Below are 25,483 nucleotides of genomic sequence, written 5' to 3'. Positions count from 1 at the left end.
CACTACCTGCCGAGGACGGTTATACGCTCGGGTTTTGCCGGGAAACGGTCTGCCGTATGGCTTAGGGCGAATGGCTTAAATCGTTGGTGCAGGCCGTGCCTGGCGTCATTACCGTAAGTTCTTTCGATCTATGCCGATGCTGCGAAATGAATTCGTGGAGACTCGCGCGTGCATGCATCGGAATGCCGCTAACAATCATTTCCACCTTGATGATTTGGCGCGGGTTCCGCGGATTCAGCGTGTCGCATAAGCTCACGGCGTCCATCAAATTATTGATGGACGGCCAAATGCCCAGGGCGTGGGATGTGCGACGGGATAGGCCGGACGCACAGGGGGAAAATGTGCCGTTACGAGTGCCGGTGATGTCTTCGCCCCCCCCCCCCCCGGTGAGCGAGGGCGAAGACATCGGCAGGTTTACTCCGTGATGGTCGCCGTCACGTGGTAGACGCGTCCGCCCCAACCATCATTGGGGAAGGAGTCGGATACTTTCAGGTAGACCGGCTTCGAACCATCCGCTGCCGTGCTCAGGAACGGCGTTAGGTCGATCGTCCGATCGGCCTTGTTCGAGCCATCCGTCACAGGGTTGGTTTCCTGTAGCACCGTGGTCCAGGTCTGGTTGTCGGAGCTCACCTGCACCAGGAACTCGGCGTCGATGGTGAGCGTAACCGTCGCGGCCTTGGTATCCGCCGGGAACGGGAAGCGGTACGTGAAGTGCGCATTGCCATCGGCGAAGCGATTCTGCACGCCATTGCTCTGCGAGTTGGCAGGGTCGAACAGCCACGGATTCTCATCGACGGTGCCGGTATCGAAGTTGATCGCGTGGGCGATCAGCACGTCTGCCTGCGTCGTGAAGCGAAGCCCCGCAGCGGTCAGGTTCACGGTCACCATGTGATGGCCGTCCGCGGCCGTCGCCGGTACGGTGACCTTCAACGGAAGCGTCTTGCTCACGGGGTTGGCGTTGCCGCGCGGCTGCAGGGGCAGCAGGCTGGTTCGTGGCGTTGCCGTCCACCCAGCAGGCACATCCACGGCGGTGAGGGCGAGTAGCGGGAAGAAGCCCGTTGCCGAGGCGCTGACCGTGACCGGGATGGTCGTGGTGCCGGTGGCGGCAGGCATCACCACCGGCTGCGCCGGCGACAGGCTGGCGCCGAGCGAAGCCAGCGGGGTGAACTTCGGAACGTCGCCGATGAGGGCGCTAAGTGCGCTGGCCTGGGTGCGCCAGTCGAACACGTTCGGATGGTCGTCGCTGGTGGCGCCCGACCAACGCGTACCAAGCCTTCCAGCCGCATCGCGGTCGTTGGCCCAGATGCCTTCGGCCTGATCTTCCAGGAAGGCGGCGTATTTCGCGTCGTGCGTGGTATCGACCAGGTCGGTCCAGTAGCGCATGAACACGCCCTTGAACTGCTTGGCGTTGTCGTCGCAACTCTGGTCCGTGCTGTCGCAGGTTTCGGAGAGGACGCCGTTGGTCACCAGGGCGTTCGGCCCGATCGCCGCGTCTGCCAGGCGCTTCACGGTGGCGAGGATCTGCGGATCTCGCGTGGCGCGGAACAGTTCCAGGCCGCCGCCGATGGCGAGGCCCTGGTTTTAGCTCCACACGTTCTGGCCATTATTGGTGCACGCGTTGGTCAGGCCGTCGTTCACCAGGCCGTTGGCGTTCACCATGCCGCTGTTCTGGAACCATGTCCACGCGGTCTTGGAGCGGCCGAGCCACAGCGTGTCGCCATGGATGCGGTTGTGCAGTTCAGCGGTCAGGCGAATCCACAGGCCGTTGGTCACGGCGTTCTTATAGGTGCGCTCGCCATCCCACCATACGCCGCCGCCGCAGGTACTGGTGTCCCAGTAGCCGTTGACGTAGTTGGCGATGGTCACCGCCATGTCGAGGTACTTGGGGTTGCCGGTCAGGTCGTAGGCCTGCACCCAGGTGAGGCCCCACCATTCGGAGTCGTCGATGGCCCGGCTGGTGAAGTTACCCAGCAGGGGGTCGCCGGACAGCACGCCGGCAGGGAAGACGCCCTTGTCTTTCTCAAAGGTGTTGTCGAGCTGCCCCACGTAGCGGCGATCGCCCGTCCGCTGCATGTAGTCGCCGATGGTCTGCAGGGCCACGGCGGAGTTCCACCAACTGGCCGGGAACCAGGCCTTGGTGGGGTCGTACGAACTCATCAGTACGTCCGCGGCGACCCGGGCACGCGCCATGGCCGTCGGGCCATCGGCGTACTGTGGGGAAGGGTGGTTTTGTTGCGTCGCGGCGGAAGGGAAGGTGGCCGCGAGGGCCGTCAGGCTGGCGACGGCCAGCAGTGTTTTGATGCGCATGCGTAATGCACAAAGCTTCATGATTGAAGCGCTCCTCTGGGATACCCACGATGGGGGTGGAGACACCGTCTCTTCCCCGCCACTCCCCGGCTGGACCGTGGGCGATGATCCGGCCTGGCACAGTGTGCGCACGCTAAATTTAGACGTCTAAATTCCCCATTTAGATCGTGCGAATTCGCCGAGTGTTGCAGAGCTCGCGGGCCCAAGTGTGAGAACTATGTCAACGCATTTGTCGCCCGAGGCGCCCTGGCTGAATGAATGGCCATCGGCGAAAAATGGGCCGTCAACACGGCGTGGGCTCGGGTCGTTATCCGGGCTGCGTGAATCGCGGCCTGCGGGAGGGCCGGGTTCGACGCATGCTCACTTCCCAGAGGAAAGAACCCCATGAATGCAAAGTCGAAGATGGTCCTGCTTGGCCTGGTGATCGGAGGGGCCGCGGTTTCCGGGCAGGCCATGGCGCAGGCGGCGCCGCAAACGGATGTGCCGGGTCATCCGCGCGTCAACGAAGTGAATAACCGTCTCGATAACCAGCAGAACCGCATCAGCAATGGCGTGGCCAATGGCACGATGACCCAGAAGCAGGCCGCCCGCGATGAAACGCATGACGCGAACATCGCCCGCCGCGAAAGCGTCGACGAGGCCAAGCACAACGGCCACCTGACCAAGGCGGAGCAGAACCACCTCAACCACGCGGAAAATCGCGACAGCAAGCATATCTACAAGCAGAAGCATTAAGCCCGGCGCCCCGGGGGCGCGCCCGAAACTGGCGCGCCCCTACAGGTCTGCAGTTGCTATGGTGGTCGTCGGCTAATCGTTGGTTCGGCGGAAGATATTGATTTTGCGCAGGTTGGGCGTCGCCGACCACGCGCGCGGCACTGCACAAGAAAGTTCTCAACCTGTTAAGATTGGCTTACAAAGCGATGAGCCAGCCTCCAGGCAAGCCCAAGTCGTGACACAGACACGGGCTCCCCGCCGGGGCGCCCAGGGCTTCAACTACCTGGGGTTTTTCCAGCATGACTCACCGTATGCACGGGCGTCCGCGCCTCTCGCTTCTTTGCCTCGCGCTTGCCGCCGCCTTGCCGGCCATGGCCCATGCCCAGCCGGGCCCGAGCGCTGATGATGCCGATAACGACACCAAGGCCAAGAAGGCCACCACCCTCGATGCGGTGAATGTCCAGGGGCAGGCGGTGTCTGCGTATACGACCGACCAGTCCGCGTCCACGACGCGCCTGCCGCTGACGCTGCAGGACACGCCGCAGTCGGTCAGTGTGATCACCGAGCAGCGCATCAAGGACCAGAACCTCACGGACCTGCGTGCCGTGCTGGATAACACCACCGGCATCTGGTCGACGGCCTACGATTCCGAGCGCGTTGTGTTCTGGTCGCGTGGCTTCCAGATCGAGAACATGTCGTACGACGGCGTGCCCATCGCTTCCAGCCTCAACATCAGCTCGGCGGACTCCTCGCTCGATCCGTCCATCTACGAGCGCATTGAAGTGATCCGTGGCGCCACCGGTCTGCTCAGCGGTGCCGGCAGCCCGTCGGCCAACATCAACTTCGTGCGCAAGCATGCGGATAGCCGCACGCCCGAGGCGGACGTATCGGTGAGCTACGGCTCCTGGCATACCCAGCGCGAAACCGTGGATGCATCGACGCCGTTGAACGCGTCGGGCAGCATCCGTGGCCGTTTTGTCGCCGCGCACGAGGACGGCGATTCCTACATCGACCGCTACCACAATCAAAAGAACGTGGCCTATGGCGTGATCGACGCCGACCTCGACGACAACACGACCCTGAGCCTCGGTTACGACTGGCAGAAGACGCGTCCGACCGGTGTGACCTGGGGTTCGTACCCGGTACTCGACCAGGATGGCGCGTTCATCAAGTGGCCGCGGGGGTTCTCCTCTGCCGCGGACTGGACGCACTGGAACAACACCACGCAGACCGCCTTCGCCGACCTGAAGCACAGCTTCGACAATGGCTGGCAGTTGCATGCCATGGCGAGCCACCGCAAGACCGATGCGGATTCCGCCTTGTTCTATGTGTACGGCGCCCCGGACCGCACGACCGGTGAGGGCCTTATCCCGTACGCATACAAGAGCTTCCAGCGCGGTAGCCAGAACAATCTTGACGTCTTCGCTTCGGGCCCGTTCCAGGCCTGGGGGCGTGAACACGAACTCGTCGTGGGCCTCACCGATTCGCACTACCGCACGGACTACTTCGAGTATCCGCACGGTGACTTCCTGCCGGACATCGGCAACTTCCTGCAGTGGAACGGCGATTACCCGTATCCCGATTTCTCCTCGACGGCAGATCGCGTGTCGATCGCGCGGACGGAGCAGAGCGGTGCGTACGCCGCCGCGCGTCTGCAGCTGGCCGATCCGCTGAAGCTCATCGTGGGTGCGCGCTATTCGCGCTGGAAGAACGACACCAACGACAGCACGGCGGGCATCTACCACGAGACCGCCAGCAAGACGATCCCGTACGCGGGACTCATCTACGACATCACCCCGAACTATTCGGCCTTCGCGAGCTACACGCAGATCTTCGATCCGCAGAACAACCGCAAGGAAGATGGTAGCTACCTCGAGCCGGTGCTGGGCACGAGCCGCGAGGTCGGTATCAAGGGCCGTCACTTCGATGGTGCGCTGAACACCTCGCTGGTGTTCTTCGAAACCAAGCAGGACCATGTCGCGGATGCGTTGCCGGGTGTGTACCTTCCGGATGGCATCACCCAGGCCTATCGCTCGGTGGATGGCACGACGTCGCGCGGTTATGAGTTCGAAGCGCAGGGCGCGCTGTCGAGCAACTGGAATGCTACGTTCGGCTGGTCGCACTTCAACGTGAAATCGCCGGATGGCGGCGCACTGCGTCCGTCGCTGCCGCGCACGTTGGTGCGTGTGTTCACCACGTATACGCTACCGGGTGAGTGGAGCGGCCTGACCGTGGGCGGTGGCGTCAACTGGCAGGGCCCGTCGAAGGCGGATATCGATGATGGTTACGGCGTCGTCCGCCTGTACCAGTCGTCGCAGACGCTGGTCAGTGCCATGGCCCGCTACGCGTTCAACGACCATGCCTCGGTCCAGTTCAACGGCGACAACCTGCTGAACCGGAAGTACTTCGTCCTGGATGACTCGAGCGACCTGTACTACGCCCCCGGTTCCACCTGGACGCTCTCCTTCAACTACAAGTTCTTCTAAGCGCCCTTGTAGGAGCGCGCTTGCGCGCGACATCTTTCGCCCCAACGCAACAGGCCCTGTTGCTCCTCGCGAACGGTGTCGCGCGCAAGCGCGCTCCTGCAGTAGTCTTCGGGTATGTCTAAGGCGGCGTCCCCTGCAGGCAACTGGCTCACTATCTATCGCGATGGTGAGACCGGTATCGAGAGTGTGCAGGCACATTTCAGTGGGCATGCCTACGATGCGCATTCCCACGACGAAGTGCTGATCGGCGTGACGCTGGATGGCGTGCAGCGCTTTCGCTGCAACCGCTTCACGCATACCAGCACGCGAGGGCGGATCATCCTGATCGAGTCGACAAGGCCTTGAAGGGCCTGACCCTCCACCGCTGACGAAGCCCCTGTAGGAGCGCGCTTGCGCGCGACATCTTTCGCCCCTGCGCTACAGGCCCTGTTGCTCTTCCGCGAACGGCGTCGCGCCCAAGCGCGCTCCTACAGGTCTGCGGCAGTTGCGGAGGTTTGGCGGGCGATGCTAGCCTTTCACTGCCGCCGCGACGGGGCCGTAAGCGTTTACGTCAGCCAACGCGCATCCTGGACAGTCCGTTTCCTCCCGAATTCGGGGCGGCTGTTCGCTGCGCGGAGTTTGCGACGTGGACATGTTTACCGAGAGCTTCAAAGGGAACCTGCGGTTCCTTTCCTTCCTGCAACGGCCGGCATCGATCGCCGTTCTCCTGTTCTTCTTCGTAGGTATCGCCGACGGCGCCATGCTGCCGTTCTTCGCCCTGTGGGCGCAGCACGATGCCGGCATTCCCGTGGGCTGGATTGGCGTGCTGTTTGGTTGCTACGCCGGGGGCGAGATCCTGGCGACGCCTTTCATCGGCGGGATCGCCGACCGCAAGGGGCGCAGGCCTGTCCTGCTGTGTTCGACGCTGGGCGTTGGCCTTGGTTTTCTGCTGCTGTATTTCGCCCATGGCGTGTGGCAGGCGGCTTGCGTGCTGTTGCTGATCGGCATCAGCGAAAGCGTGCTGCATCCGACGATCATGACGGTGATCGCTGATTCGGTCCCGCACGAGCGGATGCGCTCGCAGGCGGCCCTGGCGCGTACGCTGTCCAGCCTGGGGCGTGCGGCGGGGCCGGCGCTTGGCGCGATCCTGGTCCTTCACTCGCTTGGCAGCGTGTTCCTCGCGTCGTCGGCCGCGATCCTGGTGTGCACGGTGATCGTGGCCTGTTGCCTGCCCGAGACGATGATAGGTGAGGGCGAAGAGGACGACGACGAGGAAGGCCTTTCGTCGCTGCTTCCGGCTTTGCGCGACGGGCGCCTGGCGAGGCTGCTGCTATGGGTCATCCTGCTGGAGATGTGCGGAAGCTGGATCGAGGCCGCGCTGCCGCTCTATGCGCACACGATGGGGACGCTGAGCGCATCCGGCGTGGGTGCGTTGTTTTCGTACGGCGCGCTGCTGGTCGCCGTGCTGCAGTTCCCGCTGACGCACCTGACCCGGCGTGTGTCCGAGGCGAAACTCGTGCTGGCGAGCGGCGCCGTGCTGGTGGCGTCGTTCGCTGCCTTGCTCGTGTCGCCTGGCGTACCTTCGCTCGTGATGGCGATGAGCGGCTTCGCACTGGCCGACATGCTGTTCGGTCCGTTGATTCCTGCGGCGGTGAATGCCCTTGCGTCGTCGTCGAAACGTGCGACCTACATGGCGGCCGTGTCGGTCACTAACGACATCAAGGATACGCTCGGCCCCGCAACGGGCACGGCGCTGTTCGCGCTATCGCTGCAGTTGCCGTGGGTGGCCGGGATCGGTCTGGCCGCGGGTGCGGCCGTGGGCCTTGCGGCAGCTATCGCGCGAGCTCCGCGACAGCGCACGGCGGCGGATCACGGCGCGGCGTGAATGCCGGTCGCGCCACCGTACGGAAGGATGCTCGCCGATGACGCCATGGCCACCTGGTGCATCACGCCGTAAGGCGGGATCGCTTCCGTGGTGGTCGTGGCGGCGGCATTCATCGCGCCATAGGGCAGGATGGCCGCAGTCGCGGGTGCCGCCACGTGGTTCATTGCGCCGTACGGCAGGATGCCCTTGGCGCTATCGGCTGCAACGACCTGCGCGGCAGGGGCGGTGGCGCTAAGGGCGGCGGCGTGAGTATCGGACATGGCCCAGGTGGCGGTGCCGACGAGGGCAAGGCCGAGGGCGATCAGGGCGGCGGTCTTCATGGGGCAGGGCTCTAGGCATTACACCAGATGGTGTCCTAGCCATGATGCACCGCATCATTCTTGTTATCCAATTGTTAATTGCTATGGGCGCGATAGCCTGGGCCAATAACAAAAAGCCGCGTTGAATCGGTTACTTGGGTGCGACAAGCCGCCGAATCCCGCCTTCGGCCACCTCGGCGAACTTCGCGGGGTCGCCGAAGGCGCGGGCCGTCAGCATCGCCCCGTACACGATCGCGATAAAGGCCTCCGCTTCGGCACTGGCGGCGCCACGGAGCTGGAATGCGCCGGACTGCGCGCCCTTGGTCAGGATGATTTCCAGCCAGCGGGAAAGGTCGCGGAAGTGCGCGCGGACATCAGCGGCAAGGCTCTCCGGGAGTGACGGCAGTTCCGCGGCAAGCATGCCAGCCACGCAGAACGGTGCGCTGGCGTCGGTGATGCACTTTTCCCAGTAGCCCACGTAGAAATGGAGCTTTTCGAGCGGGTCGAACGGGCCGTCGGCGAGCAGTTGGGTCTGCGCCACGATACCGGCCCGCGACTGCTCGACGACGGCGTGCGCCAGGTCGGCCTTGGTGGGGAAGTGATGGTGGATGCTGGCCTTGCGGACCTGGACCTCGTCGGCCACATCGGCGTAGCTGAAGCCGTTGTAGCCGCGGGTCTGGATGAGGTAGCGGGCGGAATCGATCAGCTTTTGCTGGGTGCTCATGGTGGGTAGCCTACTACTTGGTAGGCTCAGCGGCAACGCTTCTGTAGGAGCGCGCTTGCGCGCGATGGGGGCTCAGGGCACCGCCGATCGCGCGCAAGCGCGCTCCTACAGGAGGTGGCGTTGACTTGCAGGCCTACCTACTAGTAGGCTGATTGCACCCCTTCAGGATTTCCCCCATGACCTCCCTCCGCCAGTTCTACTACCTCCGTGCCGGCGTCGCCTTCGCCTGGGTTGCCCTCGTTGTCGTCCTTTCGAAGATGGGTGCGCCCGCTGCGGTCGCCTACACGCTGCTCGTCCTCTATCCCCTGTGGGACGCGCTCGCCAACATCATCGATGTCCGCCATAGCGGTGGCCTGCGGGCTAACCCGGGACAGCAGTTCAACGCAGCGGTAAGCATCGCTACCGCCGTCGCCCTGGTGATCGCCCTGATTGCCGCGGGGACCAAGGGCGCCTTGTTCGTCTTCGGGGTGTGGGCCCTGTTGTCGGGCGTGCTGCAGCTGGCGGTCGGTATCCAGCGTCGGAAGCTGGGTGGCCAGGTTTTCATGATGATCAGCGGAGCGCAGTCGGCGCTGGCGGGCGTCATCATGGGCATTCGTGCTTTTGGCGATCCGCGCAGCATCGCGGAACTTGCGCCATATGCGGCATTTGGCGGCTTTTACTTCCTGCTGTCGGCCTTGCGGCTGACGTTCAAGAAGCCGGTGGTTGATCCGTACAGCCGCGCGGCGCGCTAATTTGCGTGGCATGAGCGGCGACGCGATGCGCGGCCGCTCATGCCTGCATCGGCTCAGGCCAGCACGAACATCTCGATGGCCTTGGCTACGCCATCTTCCGCATTGGTCGCTGTTTCATAACGAGCCGCCTGCTTCACGGCGGGGATGGCATTGCCCATCGCCACGCTGGTGCCAGCGAACTCAAGCATGGCGATATCGTTCTCGTGATCGCCGAGCGCCATGACCGCATCCCGGTGGATGCCCAGCTGATCCGCCAGGGTCTTGAGACTCGGGCCCTTGCCCGCGCGCTTGTCGAAGATATCCAGGAAGGTCGCGGAACTCTTCAGGGTGGCGAAGCGCGCCGACATTTCCACGGGCAGCCGCGCGATCGCCGCGTCCAGCACGTCGGCCTGGTCGATCATCATCAGCTTGGGAAAGCGCAGGCCGGCCGGCATGTCCGTCACCGGACGGTAGCTCAACGGCGTATGGGTCAGGTGCGAATCCGACACCGTATAGACGCTGATGTCGCGATCCGGCGTGTACATGCGCTCGCCATCGAGGCCCTGGAAGTGCACGCCCAGTTCGCGGGCCACATCCGCGCAGTAGAGGTAATCCTCCAGCCCCAGGGTGAACTCGACGACACGCTCGCCAGTGCCGATGTTCTGCACCACGGCGCCGTTGAAGGCGATGCAGTAGTCGTCCTTGCCGTGCAGGCCCAGTTCGTTGAGGTAGGGCACCAGGCCGGCGACGGGGCGGCCACTGGCCAGCACCAGCTTGACGCCACGGGCCATGGCGGCGCCGATGGCGGCTTTGACGCGGGGCGAAATGGTGTGGTTGGGGCTGAGGAGCGTGCCGTCCATGTCGATGGCAATGAGCTCAATGGGGCGGCGTCGTTCGATATCCATCAGTGTGCGTGTACCCGGGTTTACATTACTGATCGAATTGTACGACATTACGTAACTGTCACGTTCATCAAATCCTTACACCTGCGCCGGTAGCCTCCGACCGATGATCGAATCCAACGTACGTGCACGGCTCGACGCACTCCTGGCAGGCGGCGGCCGGCACATCCTCGGTATCGCCGGTTCACCGGGCTCGGGGAAGTCAACGTTGGCGGCCCAGATCCTTGCGATCTGCGGCGATACGGCGGTTAACGTACCGATGGATGGCTTCCATCTCGCCAATGCGGAGCTGAAGCGGCTTGGCCGCGCTTCGCGCAAGGGCGCGCCCGATACCTTCGATGCCGCGGGCTACGTGGCCTTGCTGCGGCGCCTGCGTGCGCCCGTGGAAGGCGAGACGGTCTACGCGCCGGCGTTCCATCGTGAGATCGAGGAGCCCATCGCAGGCGAGATCGCGGTGCCCGCGAGTGCGCGGCTCGTTATCACCGAAGGTAACTATCTGCTCATGCAGGAAGGCGCGTGGAGCGGCGTTCGCCCGTTGCTCGATGAGGTGTGGTTCGTCGATGTGGATGACGAGCAGCGCCGCAGGCAATTGCTGGAACGGCACATGCGCTTCGGTCGGTCGCGCGAAGATGCCTTGCACTGGATTGAAACCACCGACGAACCGAATGCCCGGCGTATCGACGCCACGGCACATCTCGCGGATTTCCGCGCGCGCACCCTTCCGATGGAGTCAGCATGAGCGTTGTGTCCTCTTCCTCTGTGCCCGTGGCCGGGGAGGCCACGCCAAAGACCGCCCTGGTCGTAGGCATCGCCGTCATCGCGGCGCTGGGTGGCCTGCTTTTCGGCTACGACACGGGCGTGATCGGCGTCGCGTTGCTCGGTCTCGGCCGCCAGTTCGCGCTGGATGACACCACGAAACAATTGGTGACCGGCGCGATTATCTTCGGTGCGCTGTTCGGCTGCCTGGCGACGGGCCCGTTCTCCGATCGTCTCGGCCGTCGGCGCATGGTGATCTTCGTCGGCGTGCTGTTTGCCGCGGGTTCGATTGCATCGGCCTTCGCGCCGTCGGTCGGCTGGCTGATCGCCGCGCGCTTCCTGCTGGGTCTTTCGGCCGGTAGTTCCACGCAGATCATCCCGGTGTATATCGCCGAAGTATCGCCCTCGAAGCATCGCGGCAAGATGGTGACGCTGTTCCAGTTCATGGTGGTGTTCGGCATCACCGTGGCGTATTTCACCGGCTTCGTGTTGGGTGAGCACTGGCGCTGGATGTTCGGCCTGGGTGTCGTACCCGCAATCATCCTGCTGGGCGGCATGGCCTATCTGCCAGAGAGCCCGCGCTGGCTCGTGGCGGAAAAGCGTATCGACGAAGCGATGAAAGTGCTCGAGCGCGTGCGTGGCAGTGCCGCGGCGGCGCGGGCTGAGATTGCCGAGATCGAGACCGTCGCCGAGCAGGAGCCGACCGGTAGCTGGAAGGACATCACCAAGCCGTGGATCCGGCCTGCCGTGGTCGTGGGCGCGGGTATTTCGATGTTCTCGCAGATCACCGGCAACAACGCACTGATCTATTACGCACCGACCATCCTGACGAAGGCTGGCTTTTCGGATGAAGCGGCGGTGCTTGGCACCGGTGCGAGCACGGTGCTCGTCGTGATCATGACCGTGATCGGCAGCTTCCTGGTCGACCGGTTCGGCCGCCGTACGTACCTGCTGTGGATGATCCCGGGTTCGATCGTGGCGCTCGTGGTCATGGGCTTCATGTTCCTGGGTGCGGGTCCGCAGAACGATTTCAGCCGCTGGCTTGCCGTGGCCTGCCTTGCGGCCTACATGATGTTGAACTGCGGCAGTTTTGGCGTCTGCATCTGGCTGATCAATTCCGAGGTCTACCCGCTGTTCGTTCGCGGTAAGGGCGCGAGTGTGGGCGCCTTCAGCCATTGGACGTTCGATCTTCTCGTGACCCTGTCGACACTGTCGCTGGTCACCTGGCTGGGTGCGGCGCATACCTTCTGGCTGTACGCGGTGATCTCCGTGTTTGCCTTGGCTTTCGTCTACTTCCTGGTGCCCGAGACCGCCGGCAAGAGCCTGGAGGAGATCGAGCACGAGCTGCGCGAACATCGCTTCTATCCGTTCCAGAAGAAGCGGCTGGAGCATTAAGCCATAGCAAAAAGGCCCGCCAGCGCGTCACCGCGCTGGCGGGCCTTTTTTATCAGCTCTTGATGAACTCGAGGATGTCTTTGTTGAGCTCATCGGCGTGCACGGTCAGCATGCCGTGCGGGTAGCCCTTGTAGATCTTGAGCTTCGCGCCCGGGATCAGCTTGGCCGAGAGCACACCGGCGTCCTGGTACGGCACGATCTGATCGTCGTCGCCGTGCAGGACGAGGGTCGGCACCTTGATCTTCTTCAGGTCTTCGGTGAAGTCGGTTTCCGAGAAGGCCTTGATACAGTCGTAGTGCGCCTGGATGCCGCCGTTCATGCCCTGGCGCCACCAGTTGTCGACCGTGCCGTCGAGGGTCTTCACGCCCGGGCGGTTGAAGCCGTAGAACGGGATCGGCACCTCGCGGTAGAACTGTGCGCGGTTGGCGGCTAGCGACTTGCGCAGGCCGTCGAACACCGAGATGTCGAGTCCACCCGGGTTCGCCGGGGTCTTGACCATGATCGGCGGTACGGCGCTGACCAGGATGGCCTTGGCCACGCGGCCTTCGCCATGCTGGGCGACGTAGCGCGCCACTTCGCCACCACCGGTGGAGTGGCCGATGTGGATGGCGTTCTTCAGGTCGAGGTGACGGACCAGCTCGGCAACATCGGACGCGTACGTGTCCATGTCGTTGCCGGTCGAGGTCTGGGTCGAGCGGCCATGGCCACGGCGGTCATGGGCGATGACGCGGTAGCCCTGCGAGAGGAAGAACCACATCTGGGCGTCCCAGTCATCCGAGGACAGCGGCCAGCCGTGGTGGAAGACGATGGGCTGGCCAGTGCCCCAATCCTTGTAATAGATCTGCACGCCTTCCTTGGTGGTGAAGATCGCCGACTCGGCGTTCTTCTTGCCAGCGCCGGCCTTGGCCGGCGCAGCGGAACCCTTGGCACCTTCAGCCGCCAGCGCGCTGCCGGCGACCATGGCGCCAGCGGCAAGCCCAGCAGTGGCGACGAACTTGCGGCGGGGGGCGTCATGCGACGTGGTGGTATCGTCCGGGTGCTTCATGGGGCATCTCCTGTTTAGGTGATGCCACTATCGGCGACAGCGCGACTTTCGAATTGAAAGGAAGTGCGCGGAACGTGCGGATTCCATCCCTTTTTTGCACAAGCATGCCTTCGCTCGTGTAGGAGCGCGCAAGCGCGCTCCTACATTACTTCGATGACGCGTTGGGCTCATTGCCGGCGCTTGCGGCAGCAGTTCCGACGGCGGTTCGAGCCGACGTGATGAATGTGCCCAGCGGACAGGATGCCTTCTTGCCACAGTTAGCCTGGGTTAGACGCTTACGGATCACGGCTTCGTCGGCTTCCATGCGCCCCGCACGTAGCGCCGCGAGTGTCGGCATGGCGATCGAAAGGCGCACGGCTTTGCCCTCGGACGTGCCCACGAGGTCATAGATCAAGGCCCCGCCGGGCGGGAAGTCGTCACCCTTCGTGGCGACATGCCAGTCGAGGCCGAGCAGGCCGGCCTGCGCGGCGAGGTCTGTGTCGTGGCCGATCAGGATGATGACGCGCGTGCCGGGTGGCGCGAGCGGATTCACCGTGGTGGTTTGCCCGGCTGCCTGGGCGAGGGTGGCGGTGATGTGCGCGAGCATGTTGCCACCGCGGCCGCGCGAGGCCTCAGGCGTGGCATGGGCGAGTTTGAACGAGGTGTTGTGAAGCGTGATGATTCGGGCCACGCCTGCCGCGTCGAGGCGGCCCCATCCGTAGCGTGCCTCGGGCATCCCTTCGGCGTAGGCCAGCATGATGTTCTCGGCGAGCGAGCCTGCCGTCTTGAGTGCCTTGGCGACGTCGCCGCCGAGCAGTACCTGCTTTCCATCAGCTTGCGCCTTTTTCAGGCACGCGTCGTCGTGGCAGCCGAGAAGTACCTGTTGCAGAGCCGCCAGCGTGCTTCGGGTGGTGGTGTCGACCGCCGCTGCGTCGATACCACCCTTATCGTCGTCTTCACCGCCTACGCCACGAAAAAGCGGGTCGTCCTGTCCGGCGGGGAATGCCTGATATTTCGCTGCGCATTGCGGGGAGAGGCCTGAAAGTAGTGCCTCGGCACTCGCCCGGTTTCGCGGCGTGCTGTCCGCGATCACGCGAACCTCGCCGCCACAGGCATCGCCTGGCAAGCCTGCGGCGGTGAGATCCTTACCCATGCGCTGACCAAGCGAGCGCAGGGTGGCGATGCCATGCGGCGTGAGCTGGCCGGGTGCCACGGGCCACGAAGGCCAGGGTTCCGCGGCGTACTTCGCTAGGTCGGCGGGTGCCTTGGTAGGCGAACGGATCCCGTGGCGGATCAGGATGATCCGCGCCAGCACCTGTTCATGGCTATTCGCTTCGGCGGCGGACGCTACAGGCGCCGCCAGGGCAAGGACAACGCCAAGCCAGATTCCGCGCATCGTCATCGTGCCCACTCCTTACAGCTTCAGCGAAAGGTCGAGGAACACGCCGCGACCGGGCAGGCCCCAGTAAAGAGCATCGCCGCTTACGTTTTGCGTGCCGGCGTAGCCGATGAGTTTGTGCACGTTGAACACGTTGTTGACGTCCATGCTGACCGACCAACCCTTGCCGGTTGGGCCGCCGTCGGCACTGCGGTAGCCAATCGCCGCATCGGTCGAGACGTAACCGCCGAGGCGGTTGTCATTGACGAAGATCGTCTGGCCCGCGTCGTCGGTGGTGTTGTCGCTACCGTACTGCTTGCCGATGAACTTGGTCATCACGGAGCCGTAGTAACCCAGCGGGCTGCTGTAAAGCAGGCCAAGGGCGGCCGTCAGCTTGGGCGTGCCAGCGATCTGCGTGCTGGAGTTCTTGTACGTCGCCTTGTTGTAAGTGGCGTTTCCGTAGAGGCTAAGCGAGGGCGTCATCGCCCAGGTGCCTTCCACCTCGGCGCCCTTGTAAATTGCGCCGCCCGTGTTCAGGTACGTCGATTCCTGGCCCTCGGGGGTGTTCACCAGCGTGCTGGCCAGGTAATTCTTGAAATCGATGTAGTAGACGTCGGCGCCAAACGTGAGCTGGCGGTCCGCATAGGCCGTACCAATCTGGTAGTTCGTCGTGGTTTCCGGATCCAGCTTCTTGGAGCCGACCAGCTCGATGACATCGATGGGCGGTGCGAGGAAACCCTTGGCTACCTGGGCGTAGCCCGTCCACTGGTCGCTGAAGCTATCGTGCAGGCTCAGCGAGGGCAGGGCGGCGTTGTAGTTTGCCGAGTTGTACTGCGAAGCCTGGGCGTTTTCCTTGCTGATCGGCGCGTTCATCTGGCGCGTTACGGTGCTGTAGCGCACGCCAGGGCTCAGTGTCAGGGCGTCGGTGATCGCCCAGTCGTACTGGACATACGGCTGGAACGTGTCGGTCCGATCGCGCAGGATGTAGTTGTACTTCGAGCCATATTTGGTGTTCGTGTCCGCCCCCGTCGTGAGGTCGAGCGGGTACTGGTAGCGCGCATCCTGGCTACGCTCGATCCACGCACCGGTCTGCAGTTGGCCCGGGCCGAGTTCGCGCTCGAAGCGGAGGACATCGCCGAACGAATGGAATCTCGAGCTTGCGAGCTTGCCCGGCACGTCGTTTTTCAGTGTCGAGACCTTCTTGCCGGCGGCGTTGTACAGCGTCACGCCGTTATCCGCCGGGTCGTTATCCGACGCGTCGGTGGTCTTGCGCGCCCAGTGGTCGAAGCTGTTGTAGTACGCCTTGTTGTCCACGCTCCAGTCGCCGAGCTGCGTGGTGAGGCCGATGTAGGTGAAGCTCGAGTAGTAGGCGGCGTTGTTGTAGCCCTTATAGCTCTGCAGCGTGGGGTCGTTGCCCAGGCCGTAGCGCCAGCCGAACTCGTCCATCTCCTGCTTCGTCGCACCCTGCACGGTGTTCTGGTGTTCGCGGTTGTAGCTGCTCACGAAGGTCAGTGTCGTGTCCGGCGAAAGGCTCGTGATGGTCTTGATGAACGCGTGCTCGCGTTTGTCATCGGTGCCCTTCAGGTACGTGTCGCTCTTTTCCTTCGACAGATCCGCGAAGACGCGTGTGTTGCCGATCGTCTCGTCAGCGCTAACGCCGCCAGCCACCGTGTTCCAGCTGCCGACCGTGGTGTACAGCGTGATGCCGTCCACCGCGCTGGGATCGCGTGACCGAAGGCCGACCGTGCCACCAAACGTAGCATTGCCGACCGTTGATCCACCGCCTGGGCCACGATCGATCTCTGCCTGGCCAAGCACGTGATTGTTGAAGTAAGCCGAGGTCGTGTGGTGCAGATCGCTGGCATCGCCAAAAGGAATGCCGTCGAACGTGATGTTGAACTGGCCATCCTGGAAGCCGCGGATGCTGATGCCTTCGTTCTTGCCCATGCCCGGGCCTTCCGGCGATGTCACCGTCACGCTCGGCGCGTACTTGATGATGTCGTCGAAGTTTGAATTGAAGCGCAAGCCATCGCGGATGAAGCGCTCATCGATCACCGATGTGGGCTGGGTGGCCTCGAGGGGCGGGGCGCTCGGGGCGAGCGTGTCGACCATGTTGGCCTGGACGCTTACCGGGGCGAGATCACGCGGGGCGCCCTGGGCCTCGTTGATGGGCGGGAGGTTCCCTGCGCGGCTGGATGCCGCCGTGCTTTTGTCGGCCTTGCCTGCGGGCACCAGGGTGATGGTGCCATCGTTGACGAACGTGTAATCGAGGCCGGTGCCCTGCAGAAGGGCGTGGAGCTGCCCCTTCGGCGGCAGGCCAGCCGGGACGGCTTTGCTGCGCAGGTCGTGCACTGCGGCCGGCGTGTAGACCACCTGCAGGCCGGTCTGGCGCGCGAAGGTATCGAGGGCCTGGTCGAGCGGCATGGCAGCGATCGGTGCGTCTTCGGTGCCCTGCGCCGCGATGGCGGTCAGCGGCAAGGTGCCCAGCAGCAGGGCGAGATGGAAGGCGAGCTTGTTGCGCATGGGTAGGGACTCGTGAAGGAGGACAGGGCGCAAGCGATGCGCATGTCACGTACGAGTCGGCGGGACCGCCACCGGGTACCGTTTTTTCCGTGAATTTTTTCTTACAGCCGCCTTAGCTTCGTCGGCACGCTCCGGCGAACGACATGGATGCCTTGTGCATCGCGGTGGATCTGCACGTCCGGCAGGGTCTGCAGATAGGCGACGAAGCCTGCCGGGTCGCGTGCATGGAATCGGCCGCTGATGCGCGTGTTGGCCACGGTTTCGTCTTCGATCAGCAGGGGTGCCTGACCATAATCATTGAAGCGACGTGCCACTTCGCTGATGGGCGTGTCGTGGAAATCGATGTCTGCGGGAAGCCAGGCAAGATCCTGCGAGAAATCGGTGCGTGAGGCGATATGCGAGAGGCTGCCATCACTAGCCACGCTGGCGCGCTCGCCGCCTTCGAGGTGAGCTACTACGTGTTTGTCTGCCATGACATCCACGCGGCCGCTCAGGACGGCGACATCGCCACCGTTCGGTCTTGCGCTGACCTGGAAGACGGTGCCGATGTCACGAAGAACGGTGCGGCCAAGCGTCACGCTGAGCGGGGCTGGCGAGTCGTGGCCCACGTCGATCAGCATCGTGCCGCTCAACACCGCGATGGCACGCTGGCTGGTATCGAACTGCACGCGGATCGACGTGCCGCGATCGAGTTGAATGCGGCTTCCGTCATCGAGTTGCAGGCTGCGTGTCGCATCAGCTGGCGCACTATAGACAACGCCGGGAGGGGTGCCGGGCCCTCTCGGTGCGAGCGTGTACGTCGCCACGGCCACGGCCACGGCCACGGCGGCACATGCCGCGGCCGCGCCGACAAGCCAGCGCGACCGGTGTGACGCTCTTGCGGGCTGTGCCGACGCGTGCCGCGACGGTGCGGGCGCTCGCGTACGAAGCGGCACGACGGCAGGCTCACGCGCCGCGCGTTCGATGAGTTCGTGGGCTGGCGTGGCATTGGACGGTGCGGCTTCACGCACCTCCTGCTCCCATTGCACGATGGCCATGTATTCCGCTACGTGCGCCGGGGAATGGCGCAGCCACGCCATGAATGCGGCGCGCGACGACGCGTCCAGTCCTTCGCGGTTGGCCAGCAGCCACTGCGCGGCTTCCTCGGTGATGCGTCGTGCGGCCGCCTGGCCCATCAGGTCATTCATAACGCCCCATCCCTTGCCGGCACGCGGCCAGTCCCTTGACGATGTACTTCTTGACCATGTGTACGGAAATATCGAGCTGGTCGGCGATCTCGCGATAGCTGAGGTCATCGCGGTAGTGCAACACCATGACCGCGCGGCACTTGGGTGATAGTCGCCCCATGAGCTCTTGCAGCCGCTGGCTTCGGCGCTCCTGGTCGACACCCGATGCGGCCTCGCAGGGTGTCGCCAGCCGTTCGAAGACGTCGTCGAGCCCGCTGTCTTCACGGCCGCCGGTCAGTCGGCCGCCGGCGCGTTGCCGGAGCAGGTTGGTCGCCACGGTGAACAGGTAGGCTTCCGGATTCTGGATGGACTCCGGGTCGGCTGATAGCAGCCGGAGGTAAGTCTCCTGCACAAGATCCTGCGCATCCCACGCATGGCCCGCGCGGCGATGGATATAGCGTTGCAGCAGGCCGTCCTGTTCGAGCAGGACGGTGGCAAGGCCGGCGGAAGGATCGGGCATGAGGGCCCCTTGGAACCCGAAAGGGGCGGATGCTAGGTGTGGTTTGTGACTGGCGTGTTACGCAGGGCGGTTGCTGCTGGTCACAGGGTTCCGAGCCGCATGTTGATGGGCCAGCGGAAATGGCGCCTCGTTTCGGGCGATCCCCATGCGGCACCCAGATCCCTCGCGAAGTCTTCAAGCAGGGCTTGCTGCCCCGCGTCTCTGGCGCGCTTTACGGCCGACCACGTCGATATGTAGCCAAGCATCTCGGCGAGGTCCCAGTGGCGCTCGATGAAGAGCTCGGGTTTCGGCAGGGCTCGGAAGGGGAAGTCGATGGTGGCGTAGCCGCTGTCGACGAGCTCGCGTTCCGGTGGCCAGTAAGGACCGATCTGCTCGCTATAGAACGTCTGGTAGCAGGACTGGATCGCGGCGTCGAGCACGGGCACGCCATAGCTGATCAGTGCGACGACAGCGCCGGTCTCGCCAATGCGGCGAGCTTCAGCGTAGAACGCGGGAAGGTCGAACCAATGCGCAGCCTGCGCGGCGGTGATCAAGGAAACGGAGTGATCGTCAGCGGGCAGCGCTTCCGCAGGTGCGCTCCGGTAGCGTACGCGTTCATGCTGCCGTGCGCTCGCGATCTGGCCTGCACTAGGGTCGAGGCCAATCACCGCGTCGAAATGCTCCGCCAGTTGGGTGGTCAGCTGACCCGTGCCACAGCCCACGTCGACCGCCAGCCGGGTCGACGGCGACACGCTGGCCAGGAAGGATGCCAACGTATCCGGATAATCAGGTCGGAACCTTGCATAAGCTTCTCCGCCCTGGTTGAACCAGTTCTGCCGCGTCTCGTTGCTCATCGCTGCTCCCTGAGAAGTGGTGTACGGATTTTGCGCGCATGACGTCATCGACGCCAGTGTGCCGTCATCGATGGCGCAGCGCGAAAGCTCCGTGCGGAATCAAGTGAGCCGTAACGCGTATAATCTGCGGGTTCCCTTCGTAAGGCAGCAGCATGTCCCACGGTCCCGACGTCGTCTTCCTTCCCGGCTTCATGCTCGATGGCTCGCTCTGGGACGATATGCAGCCGTACCTGCCAGCTGACAGGATCGTTCACCGGGGGCGGTTGGAGGGTTCAACCATCGAGGCCATGGCGGCGAACGTGCTGGCCGAAGCGCCGGATACCTTCATCCTGGTGGGCTTTTCATTAGGCGGGTTCGTGGCGAGGCAAGTGGCCGGCATGGCACCCGATCGCGTGCGTGGCCTGGCCCTGGTGGCCAGTTCGGCGCGCGATGATGCACCGGAACGTCTCGAGGCCAAGCGTGTGGCATTGCGCTCGCTGAATAGCACGACGTTCAACGGCCTCGGCATCCGTTCCATCGCACCTTCGGTGCACCCGAGTCGTGCGCAGGATATGCCCTTGCTGCAGCGCCTTCGCGCGATGAGCGTGAGCCTGGGTTACGAGGCGTTCGTCCATCAGTCGCTGCTTGATCGAAGCCACATTCCCACACAGTTCGCGTGCCCCACGTTGGTCGTCGCGGCTAGTGACGATGCGTTGCGGTCGATGGAAGAGGCCGAGGAACTGAGGGGGCTGATTGCCGGCTCGGAATTCGCAGTCGTCGAGGAGACGGGGCACATGATTCCGATGGAGAAGCCCCGCGAACTCGCGGAGCTTCTTGCCGGCTGGGTCGCTACCCGTGTGGGCGACGCGTAAAGACGTGCGAGTGGCCGCTCACCCACATCGCGATGTCTTTCAGCAGGTGCTGTGAAGGAAAGACGCGGCCGTAGAACACGAGCCAGATCACCACGGTACCCGCGCCGAGTAGCCACGCCTGCGTCGTGGGTACGTCACGTCCGCGCCGAAGCCCGTGGATGAACCACGCGGCCACGACGGCGCCTAGCGTCGCGCCCATGATCACTTCGGAAACGCTGTGCACTTCGAGCGCAAGGCGCGATATGCCCACGGCGATGCCGAGGCACGCGCCTGCGGCGATGGCTATCCACGCCAGTGACCCCTGCATGCGCCTGACGAGCAGGGCCGCAAGGCTGGGCCAGGTCAGCACCGACAAAGCCGTGTGCCCGCTGAATCCGGTGTAATCGAGCCCGGGTGGCCCGATGCCCCAGGCCATGAACATCAACTTGGACAACGCCACGGCTCCGCCACACGCGATGGCAGCGAAGACCCAGCGGAAAGCATCCCGGCGCTGCGTGGGTAACGCGAGCACGAGGGTCATCCACGCGATCAGGGGAAGCAGCAGCGCGCTATCGCCAAAACTCGTAATGGCATGCCACATCACAAGCACTCGGTGATCGTGGCTATCATGGAGATGTTACGCATCGTGCCTCGTTGTCAGTGTCCAGGAGTGTCGCGCCACATGTTCCAGAACGTCCTTGTTGTCTGCATTGGCAATATCTGCCGCAGCCCCACTGCCGAATTGCTGTTCCGCCACCGGCTGGGCGAAGGGAGCAAGGTCACGGTTTCCAGTGCCGGGCTCGGGGCCATGGTAGGGCATGGCATCGACCGCACGGCCCTCGATCTTCTCAGCGAACACGGTATCGATGGCAGCGCCCACCGAGCCCGCCAGCTTGACCGCTCGCTCATTCGCAGTGCCGACCTCGTGCTGGCCATGGAGCGGGACCATGTCGGTTCCGTGACACGGATGGCGCCGGAGGCCAGTGGCAAGGTGTTCCTGCTGGATCGATGGCTGGACGGCCAGGGCATCCCGGATCCTTATCGGCAAAGCCGGCCCGCTTTCGAGCATGTCTACACGCTTATCAATAACAGCGTAAACAGCTGGATGAAGTATCTCTAGTCGTAAGACGCGACGCCAGTCAGTTTTCAGTCCGGTTTGCTCGTGTACTGTCACTAAGACGTGCCGAGTGTGGAGGGCGCCATCGCTCCCTCCAGTCAGTGCAGTCCATGCGGGCCTCCCGTCTCACGACATAGCGAGGCCCACCGAATTCACTTACCGGACCTACCGCTGATTTTGTCTTGGCCTGATGCCCGACAACGCGCGCTGGGCGCGCTACGCCTGATTGCCCTCGCTGGCCTTGCCATGGTGCTTTTCGTGCTGGCGGCATGCTCAGCCGTATCGAGTGGCAGTGTGCAGGCCATCCGTCTCGCCGTGCACGGAGAAAGCGTGCACCCCACGGCCGAATCCGTGGCCGCTTCGCCGTACTTCCAGCTACAGGCCAATGGTCCTGACGGTGAGGCCATCCTTGTCCTGGGCAAGGTGGAAGACGGCAAACTCGGTTGGTACGGGCAGGGCGATGACATTCTCTTCACGCGTGATGGCGTGCTGGTCAAGACGGTGGGCTTGCCGCAAAACCTTGGCGCCATGGCACTCAGTGGTGCCGCTGATCCCTTTGCGACCGGGCTGCAGCATGTCGATGCGCCCCTGAGCTATACGCGCACGGTGGACTGGTCACCCGGATACCGCTACGGCGTTGTGATGCAGGTCACGCTCACGCCGGAAAGCACGGATAACGTCGAGATCCTCGGCACGATGCATCGCCTTCGCCGCTATGACGAGCACCTCAGTGGGCCATCGGGCAGCTATACCAACCGTTACTGGGTCGACCCCGCCGATGGTTTCATCTGGAAGAGTCGCCAATACGTGGCGCCCGGCTTCCCGATTGAGTTGATCGCGTTGCGGCCGTACATGGGGAAGGCCTCGTGAGGCGCGCGGCGTGGGCGATCATCGGGCTGGCCGCGTCTGGCCTGGCCATGGGGCAGGAAGGTTCGCTCCATGCCAGTGCGTCTGGCGAAGTGCGCCAGCCGGGTTCGGCCGTCTATCCGTCCGGAGCGAGGCTGTCGCAGGTTGCGCTGGCAGCGAAGGTGAACCCCGATGCGTATCTTCCCGGCGCCGCGTGGCTCAGGCCGTCGCTTAAGGAAGTCCAGCTCCGCCTGAAAACGGGCGTGGTCTTTGAGCTCGGCGTTATCCGCATGGCAGCAATCAGTGATGGCCATGAAGCGCTCGGTGTTTCGGCGGCAGCGTTCCAGGCGTGGATAGCGTCCTTGCCGGTGACTGGCCGACGCACCAGTGTGGTGCTTGATCCCGATCAGCTCGAAGTGTCGCCACCCGATAACTGGCCGATCAAAGAAGGGGATGCGCTGTTCTATCCTCGTAGACCGGCAGGTATCCGTATCGTCGGCGCAGTGGAAAAGCCCTGCAGCGTGCCCCTTGAGGCACTTCAGGACGCCCGCCGGTACCTCGCGGCGTGCCCGTCGTCGAAGGCAGCCGATCCAGACATGGTGTTCGTTATCCAGCCGGACGGCACCGTCTTTCCGCAGAACATCGCATTGTGGAACCGGGACCCTGCACGCGTGCTCGCGCCAGGCGCCTGGATCTATGTGCCATTCAACCGCAAGGCCATTGCTACGTCGACGGATGGCCGCTTCAACGAGGATGCCGCCGCTTTCATTTCGACCCAGTTGCTTGATACGGCGGGTGCGCCTTGAGGCGGCGCCTGGTTCGCCGCGCCCCGCCCGGATTCCGCAAAGCGGCGTGGCGGGGCTGCTGCGCGGGCATGGTGCTATGGGCGGGCGGCGTGGCGACCGTTCACGCGCAGGAGTACTACACGCAGAGCGATTTCGGCGGTGTGGGTCTCTTGCAGACCCCGACCGCCCGTATGGCCCAGGAGGGGGAATTCAGCTTTGTGTTGAGCCGTACCACGCCCTACACGAACTACAACGTCTCGATGCAGCCGATTCCCTGGCTCGAAGGCAGCTTCCGCTATACGAACGTGAGCAACCGGCTGTACGGCCCCACCTCGCTTAGCGGCAGCCAGACCTACAAGGACAAATCGATCGACGTCAAGGCGCGGCTCTGGCAAGAGACGCGCTGGATACCCGCGGTGGCCTTTGGCGTTCGCGACGTCGGTGGTACGGGCCTGTTCGGCAGCGAATACTTTGTCGCCAGCAAGCGGGCGGGGCGGTTTGATTTCAGTCTTGGCCTTGGCTGGGGCTACATCGGCAATCGAGGCGATATCGCCAACCCGCTCGACATCATCAGCGACCGGTTCAAGACGCGCCCGGCCAGCGGCACGGGCGCCACCGGCGCACTCAGCATCAACAAGTTCCTGCGTGGCCGCCCTGGCTTTTTTGGCGGCGTGGAGTACCACTCGCCGTGGGACTGGCTGGTGTTGAAGGCCGAGCTCGATGGCAACGACTACAAGCACCAGCCGCAAAGCAACAACCAGCGGCAGCGTTCGCCGATCAACCTGGGCGCGGTGTTCCGCCTGAACAAGAACGTCGATCTGACCCTGGGCTACGAGCGCGGCACCATTGCCACGGCTGCGCTCAACCTGCATGCCAACCTGGCGACGCATGTTGGCCCCGAGAAGTCGTTCGATCCTCCGCCGGAGCCTGTGTCGTTCACGAGCACACCGGTCACGAGCATGCCGACCGGCCCCTCGCAGGGTACCGGGCAGGCGGCGAGCGACGTGGCGGGCGCCGCGGTGGCAATGGCGGCACCCACGGGCGCCGCCCTCCCGGACCGCAAGCCGCCGGAGCAGGTCGACTGGGCCCAGGTGGCAAAAACACTGCGCGCCAACGCCGGCATCAACGTCAGCAGCATTCGCCGTCGCGGCTCCGAGCTCGTGATCCAGGGCGAGCAGGATCGCTTCTTCTACACCGCGGAGGGTGCGGGACGCGCCACCCGCATCGTCGATAACCGGGTCGACAACAGCATTGACTGGGTCACGGTGACCAGCGAGCGCAACGGCATGAGCATGGTGGATACCAGCGTGCACCGGCCGCGCTTCATCGAGTTGTTGAACCATGAGATCGACCTGCCCACGTTCCGCCGTAGCGTCGAGCAGGATCCGGTGACGGCGCGGGATGAAGAGGTGCTCTACAACGCGCCCTTGAAGCGCTTCACTGGCGGCACGTCCATCGGCTACCAGCAGAACGTGGGCGGCCCCGATGCGTTCATTCTTTACCAGGTGTACGGCGCGGGCTACGGCACGTTCAATTTCAGCCGCCATCTCTGGCTCGATGGCGTGCTTGCGGTCAATCTTGCAAACAACTACGACAAATTCCGTTACGACGCGCCCAGCAACCTCCCGCGCGTCCGCACCGACGTACGTAAGTACGTCACCAGCTCCGACGTCACCATGCCCAATTTCCAGCTCACCGGAACGAAGAAGCTGGGTGAGGATCTGTACGGCATGGCCTATGCGGGGGCGCTTGAGAGCATGTACGCCGGCGTGGGCGGTGAAGTGCTGTATCGCCCGTTCGGCGAGCACTGGGCCGTCGGTGGCGACATCAATTGGGTGAAGCAGCGCGGGTTCGACCAGGACTTCTCGCTGCGGAAGTACCACGTGGTTACCGGCCAGGCGACGGGGTATCTCGACACCGGCTTCCACAACGTGACCCTGGCGGTCAGCGTGGGCCGTTACCTGGCGGGCGACTGGGGCACGACCGTCGACGTTTCGCGTCAGTTCGCGAACGGCACCCGCATGGGCGCCTACTTCACGGTAACCGACAAGTCCGGCAATTCCGGCTATGGCGAAGGCAGCTTCGACAAGGGCATTTATGTGTCGATTCCGTTCGATGCGTTGCTGCCGAGCTCGTCGCGCAACCGCGCCACCCTGATGTGGCAGCCCCTGGTGCGCGATGGCGGTGCCCGCCTCAATAAGCGCTATACCCTATACACGCTGACCAACGATCTCGATACCGATCTGTTCGACAAGAACCTCGGCAAGATCAGTCAGTAACCAGGGCAGGGGACTACCAGGCATA

General features: G+C 63.9%; 22 protein-coding genes and 1 pseudogene. 12 read left to right on the top strand and 11 right to left on the bottom strand.

The annotated features are described in order from the left end of the window. Window positions 1–414 precede the first annotated feature (414 nt). Window positions 415–2,157: pseudogene (locus tag L2Y96_RS11860) on the bottom strand (glycoside hydrolase family 76 protein). Window positions 2,158–2,691: 534 nt separating this feature from the next. Between L2Y96_RS11860 and L2Y96_RS11855 the strand changes: the two are divergent. The 4 genes from L2Y96_RS11855 to L2Y96_RS11840 all read left to right on the top strand — a co-directional run bounded on the left by L2Y96_RS11855 (window position 2,692) and on the right by L2Y96_RS11840 (window position 7,371). Next, window positions 2,692–3,042 carry a hypothetical protein gene (locus tag L2Y96_RS11855; RefSeq protein ID WP_247325806.1) on the top strand — a complete coding sequence of 117 codons (351 nt, stop codon included), beginning with the start codon at window positions 2,692–2,694 and terminating at the stop codon, window positions 3,040–3,042. A gap of 278 nt (window positions 3,043–3,320) precedes the next feature. Further along, a complete protein-coding gene (locus L2Y96_RS11850) occupies window positions 3,321–5,507 on the top strand; it encodes a TonB-dependent siderophore receptor (RefSeq protein WP_247325803.1) in 2,187 nt (728 codons plus the stop codon). Between the two features lie 114 nt (window positions 5,508–5,621). Further along, window positions 5,622–5,852 carry an AraC family ligand binding domain-containing protein gene (locus L2Y96_RS11845; protein ID WP_247325800.1) on the top strand — a complete coding sequence of 77 codons (231 nt, stop codon included), beginning with the start codon at window positions 5,622–5,624 and terminating at the stop codon, window positions 5,850–5,852. Between the two features lie 286 nt (window positions 5,853–6,138). Continuing rightward, window positions 6,139–7,371, top strand: a complete 1,233-nt coding sequence (locus tag L2Y96_RS11840) for an MFS transporter (protein ID WP_247337024.1) — start codon at window positions 6,139–6,141, stop codon at window positions 7,369–7,371. Here the strand turns inward: L2Y96_RS11840 and L2Y96_RS11835 are convergent. Both L2Y96_RS11835 and L2Y96_RS11830 read right to left on the bottom strand, forming a co-directional pair. Continuing rightward, window positions 7,356–7,691 (bottom strand): hypothetical protein, encoded by a 336-nt coding sequence (locus L2Y96_RS11835; protein ID WP_247325797.1) that lies wholly within the window; start codon window positions 7,689–7,691, stop codon window positions 7,356–7,358. The genes L2Y96_RS11840 and L2Y96_RS11835 overlap by 16 nt on opposite strands. Window positions 7,692–7,821: 130 nt before the next feature. Further along, complete coding sequence (locus L2Y96_RS11830) at window positions 7,822–8,394, bottom strand: TetR/AcrR family transcriptional regulator (protein ID WP_247325795.1); 573 nt, start codon at window positions 8,392–8,394, stop codon at window positions 7,822–7,824. A 176-nt stretch (window positions 8,395–8,570) separates the two neighbouring features. Here L2Y96_RS11830 and L2Y96_RS11825 point away from each other — a divergent pair, with 176 nt between their 5' ends. Next, on the top strand, window positions 8,571–9,125 hold the full coding sequence (locus tag L2Y96_RS11825; RefSeq protein WP_247325793.1) for a hypothetical protein: 555 nt from the start codon (window positions 8,571–8,573) through the stop codon (window positions 9,123–9,125). Window positions 9,126–9,178: 53 nt separating this feature from the next. On the opposite strand, the gene yidA is transcribed toward L2Y96_RS11825, so the two are convergent. Continuing rightward, window positions 9,179–10,009 carry a sugar-phosphatase gene (gene yidA, locus L2Y96_RS11820; RefSeq protein WP_247325791.1) on the bottom strand — a complete coding sequence of 277 codons (831 nt, stop codon included), beginning with the start codon at window positions 10,007–10,009 and terminating at the stop codon, window positions 9,179–9,181. Window positions 10,010–10,112: 103 nt separating this feature from the next. Here yidA and L2Y96_RS11815 point away from each other — a divergent pair, with 103 nt between their 5' ends. Together L2Y96_RS11815 and L2Y96_RS11810 are read left to right on the top strand one after the other, a co-directional pair. Next, window positions 10,113–10,745, top strand: coding sequence for a nucleoside/nucleotide kinase family protein (locus L2Y96_RS11815; RefSeq protein WP_247325788.1), 633 nt, complete (start codon window positions 10,113–10,115; stop codon window positions 10,743–10,745). Next, complete coding sequence (locus L2Y96_RS11810; RefSeq protein WP_247325786.1) at window positions 10,742–12,157, top strand: sugar porter family MFS transporter; 1,416 nt, start codon at window positions 10,742–10,744, stop codon at window positions 12,155–12,157. Before L2Y96_RS11815 ends, L2Y96_RS11810 begins: the two co-directional genes overlap by 4 nt. Window positions 12,158–12,209: 52 nt before the next feature. Here the strand turns inward: L2Y96_RS11810 and L2Y96_RS11805 are convergent, their stop codons facing one another. From L2Y96_RS11805 to L2Y96_RS11780, 6 genes are all read right to left on the bottom strand, one after another. Next, window positions 12,210–13,202 (bottom strand): alpha/beta fold hydrolase, encoded by a 993-nt coding sequence (locus L2Y96_RS11805; RefSeq protein ID WP_425492419.1) that lies wholly within the window; start codon window positions 13,200–13,202, stop codon window positions 12,210–12,212. A 145-nt stretch (window positions 13,203–13,347) separates the two neighbouring features. Continuing rightward, a complete protein-coding gene (locus tag L2Y96_RS11800; protein ID WP_247325784.1) occupies window positions 13,348–14,583 on the bottom strand; it encodes a histidine-type phosphatase in 1,236 nt (411 codons plus the stop codon). Window positions 14,584–14,595: 12 nt separating this feature from the next. Next, window positions 14,596–17,082 (bottom strand): TonB-dependent receptor, encoded by a 2,487-nt coding sequence (locus tag L2Y96_RS11795; protein WP_247325781.1) that lies wholly within the window; start codon window positions 17,080–17,082, stop codon window positions 14,596–14,598. Window positions 17,083–17,183: 101 nt separating this feature from the next. Beyond that, window positions 17,184–18,269: a FecR family protein gene (locus tag L2Y96_RS11790; protein ID WP_247325778.1), complete on the bottom strand. Its 1,086-nt coding sequence runs from the start codon at window positions 18,267–18,269 to the stop codon at window positions 17,184–17,186. Beyond that, the gene (locus tag L2Y96_RS11785) at window positions 18,262–18,768 is read right to left on the bottom strand and encodes an RNA polymerase sigma factor (RefSeq protein ID WP_247325775.1); all 507 of its coding nucleotides are present in this window, start codon (window positions 18,766–18,768) and stop codon (window positions 18,262–18,264) included. Before L2Y96_RS11785 ends, L2Y96_RS11790 begins: the two co-directional genes overlap by 8 nt. Window positions 18,769–18,848: 80 nt before the next feature. Continuing rightward, on the bottom strand, window positions 18,849–19,601 hold the full coding sequence (locus tag L2Y96_RS11780) for a class I SAM-dependent methyltransferase (protein ID WP_247325773.1): 753 nt from the start codon (window positions 19,599–19,601) through the stop codon (window positions 18,849–18,851). A 152-nt stretch (window positions 19,602–19,753) separates the two neighbouring features. Between L2Y96_RS11780 and L2Y96_RS11775 the strand changes: the two genes are divergently transcribed. Then, window positions 19,754–20,452, top strand: a complete 699-nt coding sequence (locus L2Y96_RS11775) for an alpha/beta fold hydrolase (RefSeq protein ID WP_247325771.1) — start codon at window positions 19,754–19,756, stop codon at window positions 20,450–20,452. Here the strand turns inward: L2Y96_RS11775 and L2Y96_RS11770 are convergent. Further along, window positions 20,430–21,032, bottom strand: coding sequence for a phosphatase PAP2 family protein (locus L2Y96_RS11770; protein ID WP_247325768.1), 603 nt, complete (start codon window positions 21,030–21,032; stop codon window positions 20,430–20,432). The two genes, L2Y96_RS11775 and L2Y96_RS11770, sit on opposite strands and share 23 nt — an antisense overlap. An 81-nt stretch (window positions 21,033–21,113) precedes the next feature. Here L2Y96_RS11770 and L2Y96_RS11765 point away from each other — a divergent pair, with 81 nt between their 5' ends. The 4 genes from L2Y96_RS11765 (at window position 21,114) to L2Y96_RS11750 (ending at window position 25,458) form a co-directional block, all read left to right on the top strand. Next, window positions 21,114–21,551: a low molecular weight protein-tyrosine-phosphatase gene (locus L2Y96_RS11765; protein WP_247325766.1), complete on the top strand. Its 438-nt coding sequence runs from the start codon at window positions 21,114–21,116 to the stop codon at window positions 21,549–21,551. A 243-nt stretch (window positions 21,552–21,794) separates the two neighbouring features. Then, a complete protein-coding gene (locus L2Y96_RS11760; protein WP_247325763.1) occupies window positions 21,795–22,418 on the top strand; it encodes a YjbF family lipoprotein in 624 nt (207 codons plus the stop codon). Further along, window positions 22,415–23,200, top strand: a complete 786-nt coding sequence (locus tag L2Y96_RS11755) for a capsule biosynthesis GfcC family protein (protein WP_247325762.1) — start codon at window positions 22,415–22,417, stop codon at window positions 23,198–23,200. The genes L2Y96_RS11760 and L2Y96_RS11755 overlap by 4 nt, the downstream gene beginning before the upstream one ends. 89 nt (window positions 23,201–23,289) lie before the next feature. Further along, a complete protein-coding gene (locus L2Y96_RS11750; RefSeq protein ID WP_343218411.1) occupies window positions 23,290–25,458 on the top strand; it encodes a YjbH domain-containing protein in 2,169 nt (722 codons plus the stop codon). The last annotated feature ends 25 nt before the right edge of the window (window positions 25,459–25,483 follow it).

Origin of the sequence: Luteibacter aegosomaticola (assembly GCF_023078475.1) — a bacterium.
Taxonomy (GTDB): domain Bacteria; phylum Pseudomonadota; class Gammaproteobacteria; order Xanthomonadales; family Rhodanobacteraceae; genus Luteibacter; species Luteibacter aegosomaticola.
This window is presented reverse-complemented; position numbering and strand designations above follow the sequence as displayed.

Excerpts from the sequence above, each read along its gene's own strand:
- L2Y96_RS11775 (WP_247325771.1), top strand. The coding sequence starts at position 19,754 with ATGTCCCACGGTCCCGACGTCGTCTTCCTTCCCGGCTTCATGCTCGAT.
- L2Y96_RS11760 (WP_247325763.1), top strand. The coding sequence starts at position 21,795 with ATGGTGCTTTTCGTGCTGGCGGCATGCTCAGCCGTATCGAGTGGCAGT.
- L2Y96_RS11855 (WP_247325806.1), top strand. The coding sequence starts at position 2,692 with ATGAATGCAAAGTCGAAGATGGTCCTGCTTGGCCTGGTGATCGGAGGG.
- yidA (WP_247325791.1), bottom strand. The coding sequence starts at position 10,009 with ATGGATATCGAACGACGCCGCCCCATTGAGCTCATTGCCATCGACATG.
- L2Y96_RS11765 (WP_247325766.1), top strand. The coding sequence starts at position 21,114 with ATGTTCCAGAACGTCCTTGTTGTCTGCATTGGCAATATCTGCCGCAGC.
- L2Y96_RS11800 (WP_247325784.1), bottom strand. The coding sequence starts at position 14,583 with ATGACGATGCGCGGAATCTGGCTTGGCGTTGTCCTTGCCCTGGCGGCG.
- L2Y96_RS11850 (WP_247325803.1), top strand. The coding sequence starts at position 3,321 with ATGACTCACCGTATGCACGGGCGTCCGCGCCTCTCGCTTCTTTGCCTC.
- L2Y96_RS11805 (WP_425492419.1), bottom strand. The coding sequence starts at position 13,202 with ATGAAGCACCCGGACGATACCACCACGTCGCATGACGCCCCCCGCCGC.
- L2Y96_RS11810 (WP_247325786.1), top strand. The coding sequence starts at position 10,742 with ATGAGCGTTGTGTCCTCTTCCTCTGTGCCCGTGGCCGGGGAGGCCACG.
- L2Y96_RS11825 (WP_247325793.1), top strand. The coding sequence starts at position 8,571 with ATGACCTCCCTCCGCCAGTTCTACTACCTCCGTGCCGGCGTCGCCTTC.
- L2Y96_RS11830 (WP_247325795.1), bottom strand. The coding sequence starts at position 8,394 with ATGAGCACCCAGCAAAAGCTGATCGATTCCGCCCGCTACCTCATCCAG.
- L2Y96_RS11770 (WP_247325768.1), bottom strand. The coding sequence starts at position 21,032 with ATGTGGCATGCCATTACGAGTTTTGGCGATAGCGCGCTGCTGCTTCCC.
- L2Y96_RS11790 (WP_247325778.1), bottom strand. The coding sequence starts at position 18,269 with ATGAATGACCTGATGGGCCAGGCGGCCGCACGACGCATCACCGAGGAA.
- L2Y96_RS11780 (WP_247325773.1), bottom strand. The coding sequence starts at position 19,601 with ATGAGCAACGAGACGCGGCAGAACTGGTTCAACCAGGGCGGAGAAGCT.
- L2Y96_RS11840 (WP_247337024.1), top strand. The coding sequence starts at position 6,139 with ATGTTTACCGAGAGCTTCAAAGGGAACCTGCGGTTCCTTTCCTTCCTG.
- L2Y96_RS11785 (WP_247325775.1), bottom strand. The coding sequence starts at position 18,768 with ATGCCCGATCCTTCCGCCGGCCTTGCCACCGTCCTGCTCGAACAGGAC.
- L2Y96_RS11835 (WP_247325797.1), bottom strand. The coding sequence starts at position 7,691 with ATGAAGACCGCCGCCCTGATCGCCCTCGGCCTTGCCCTCGTCGGCACC.
- L2Y96_RS11845 (WP_247325800.1), top strand. The coding sequence starts at position 5,622 with ATGTCTAAGGCGGCGTCCCCTGCAGGCAACTGGCTCACTATCTATCGC.
- L2Y96_RS11815 (WP_247325788.1), top strand. The coding sequence starts at position 10,113 with ATGATCGAATCCAACGTACGTGCACGGCTCGACGCACTCCTGGCAGGC.
- L2Y96_RS11795 (WP_247325781.1), bottom strand. The coding sequence starts at position 17,082 with ATGCGCAACAAGCTCGCCTTCCATCTCGCCCTGCTGCTGGGCACCTTG.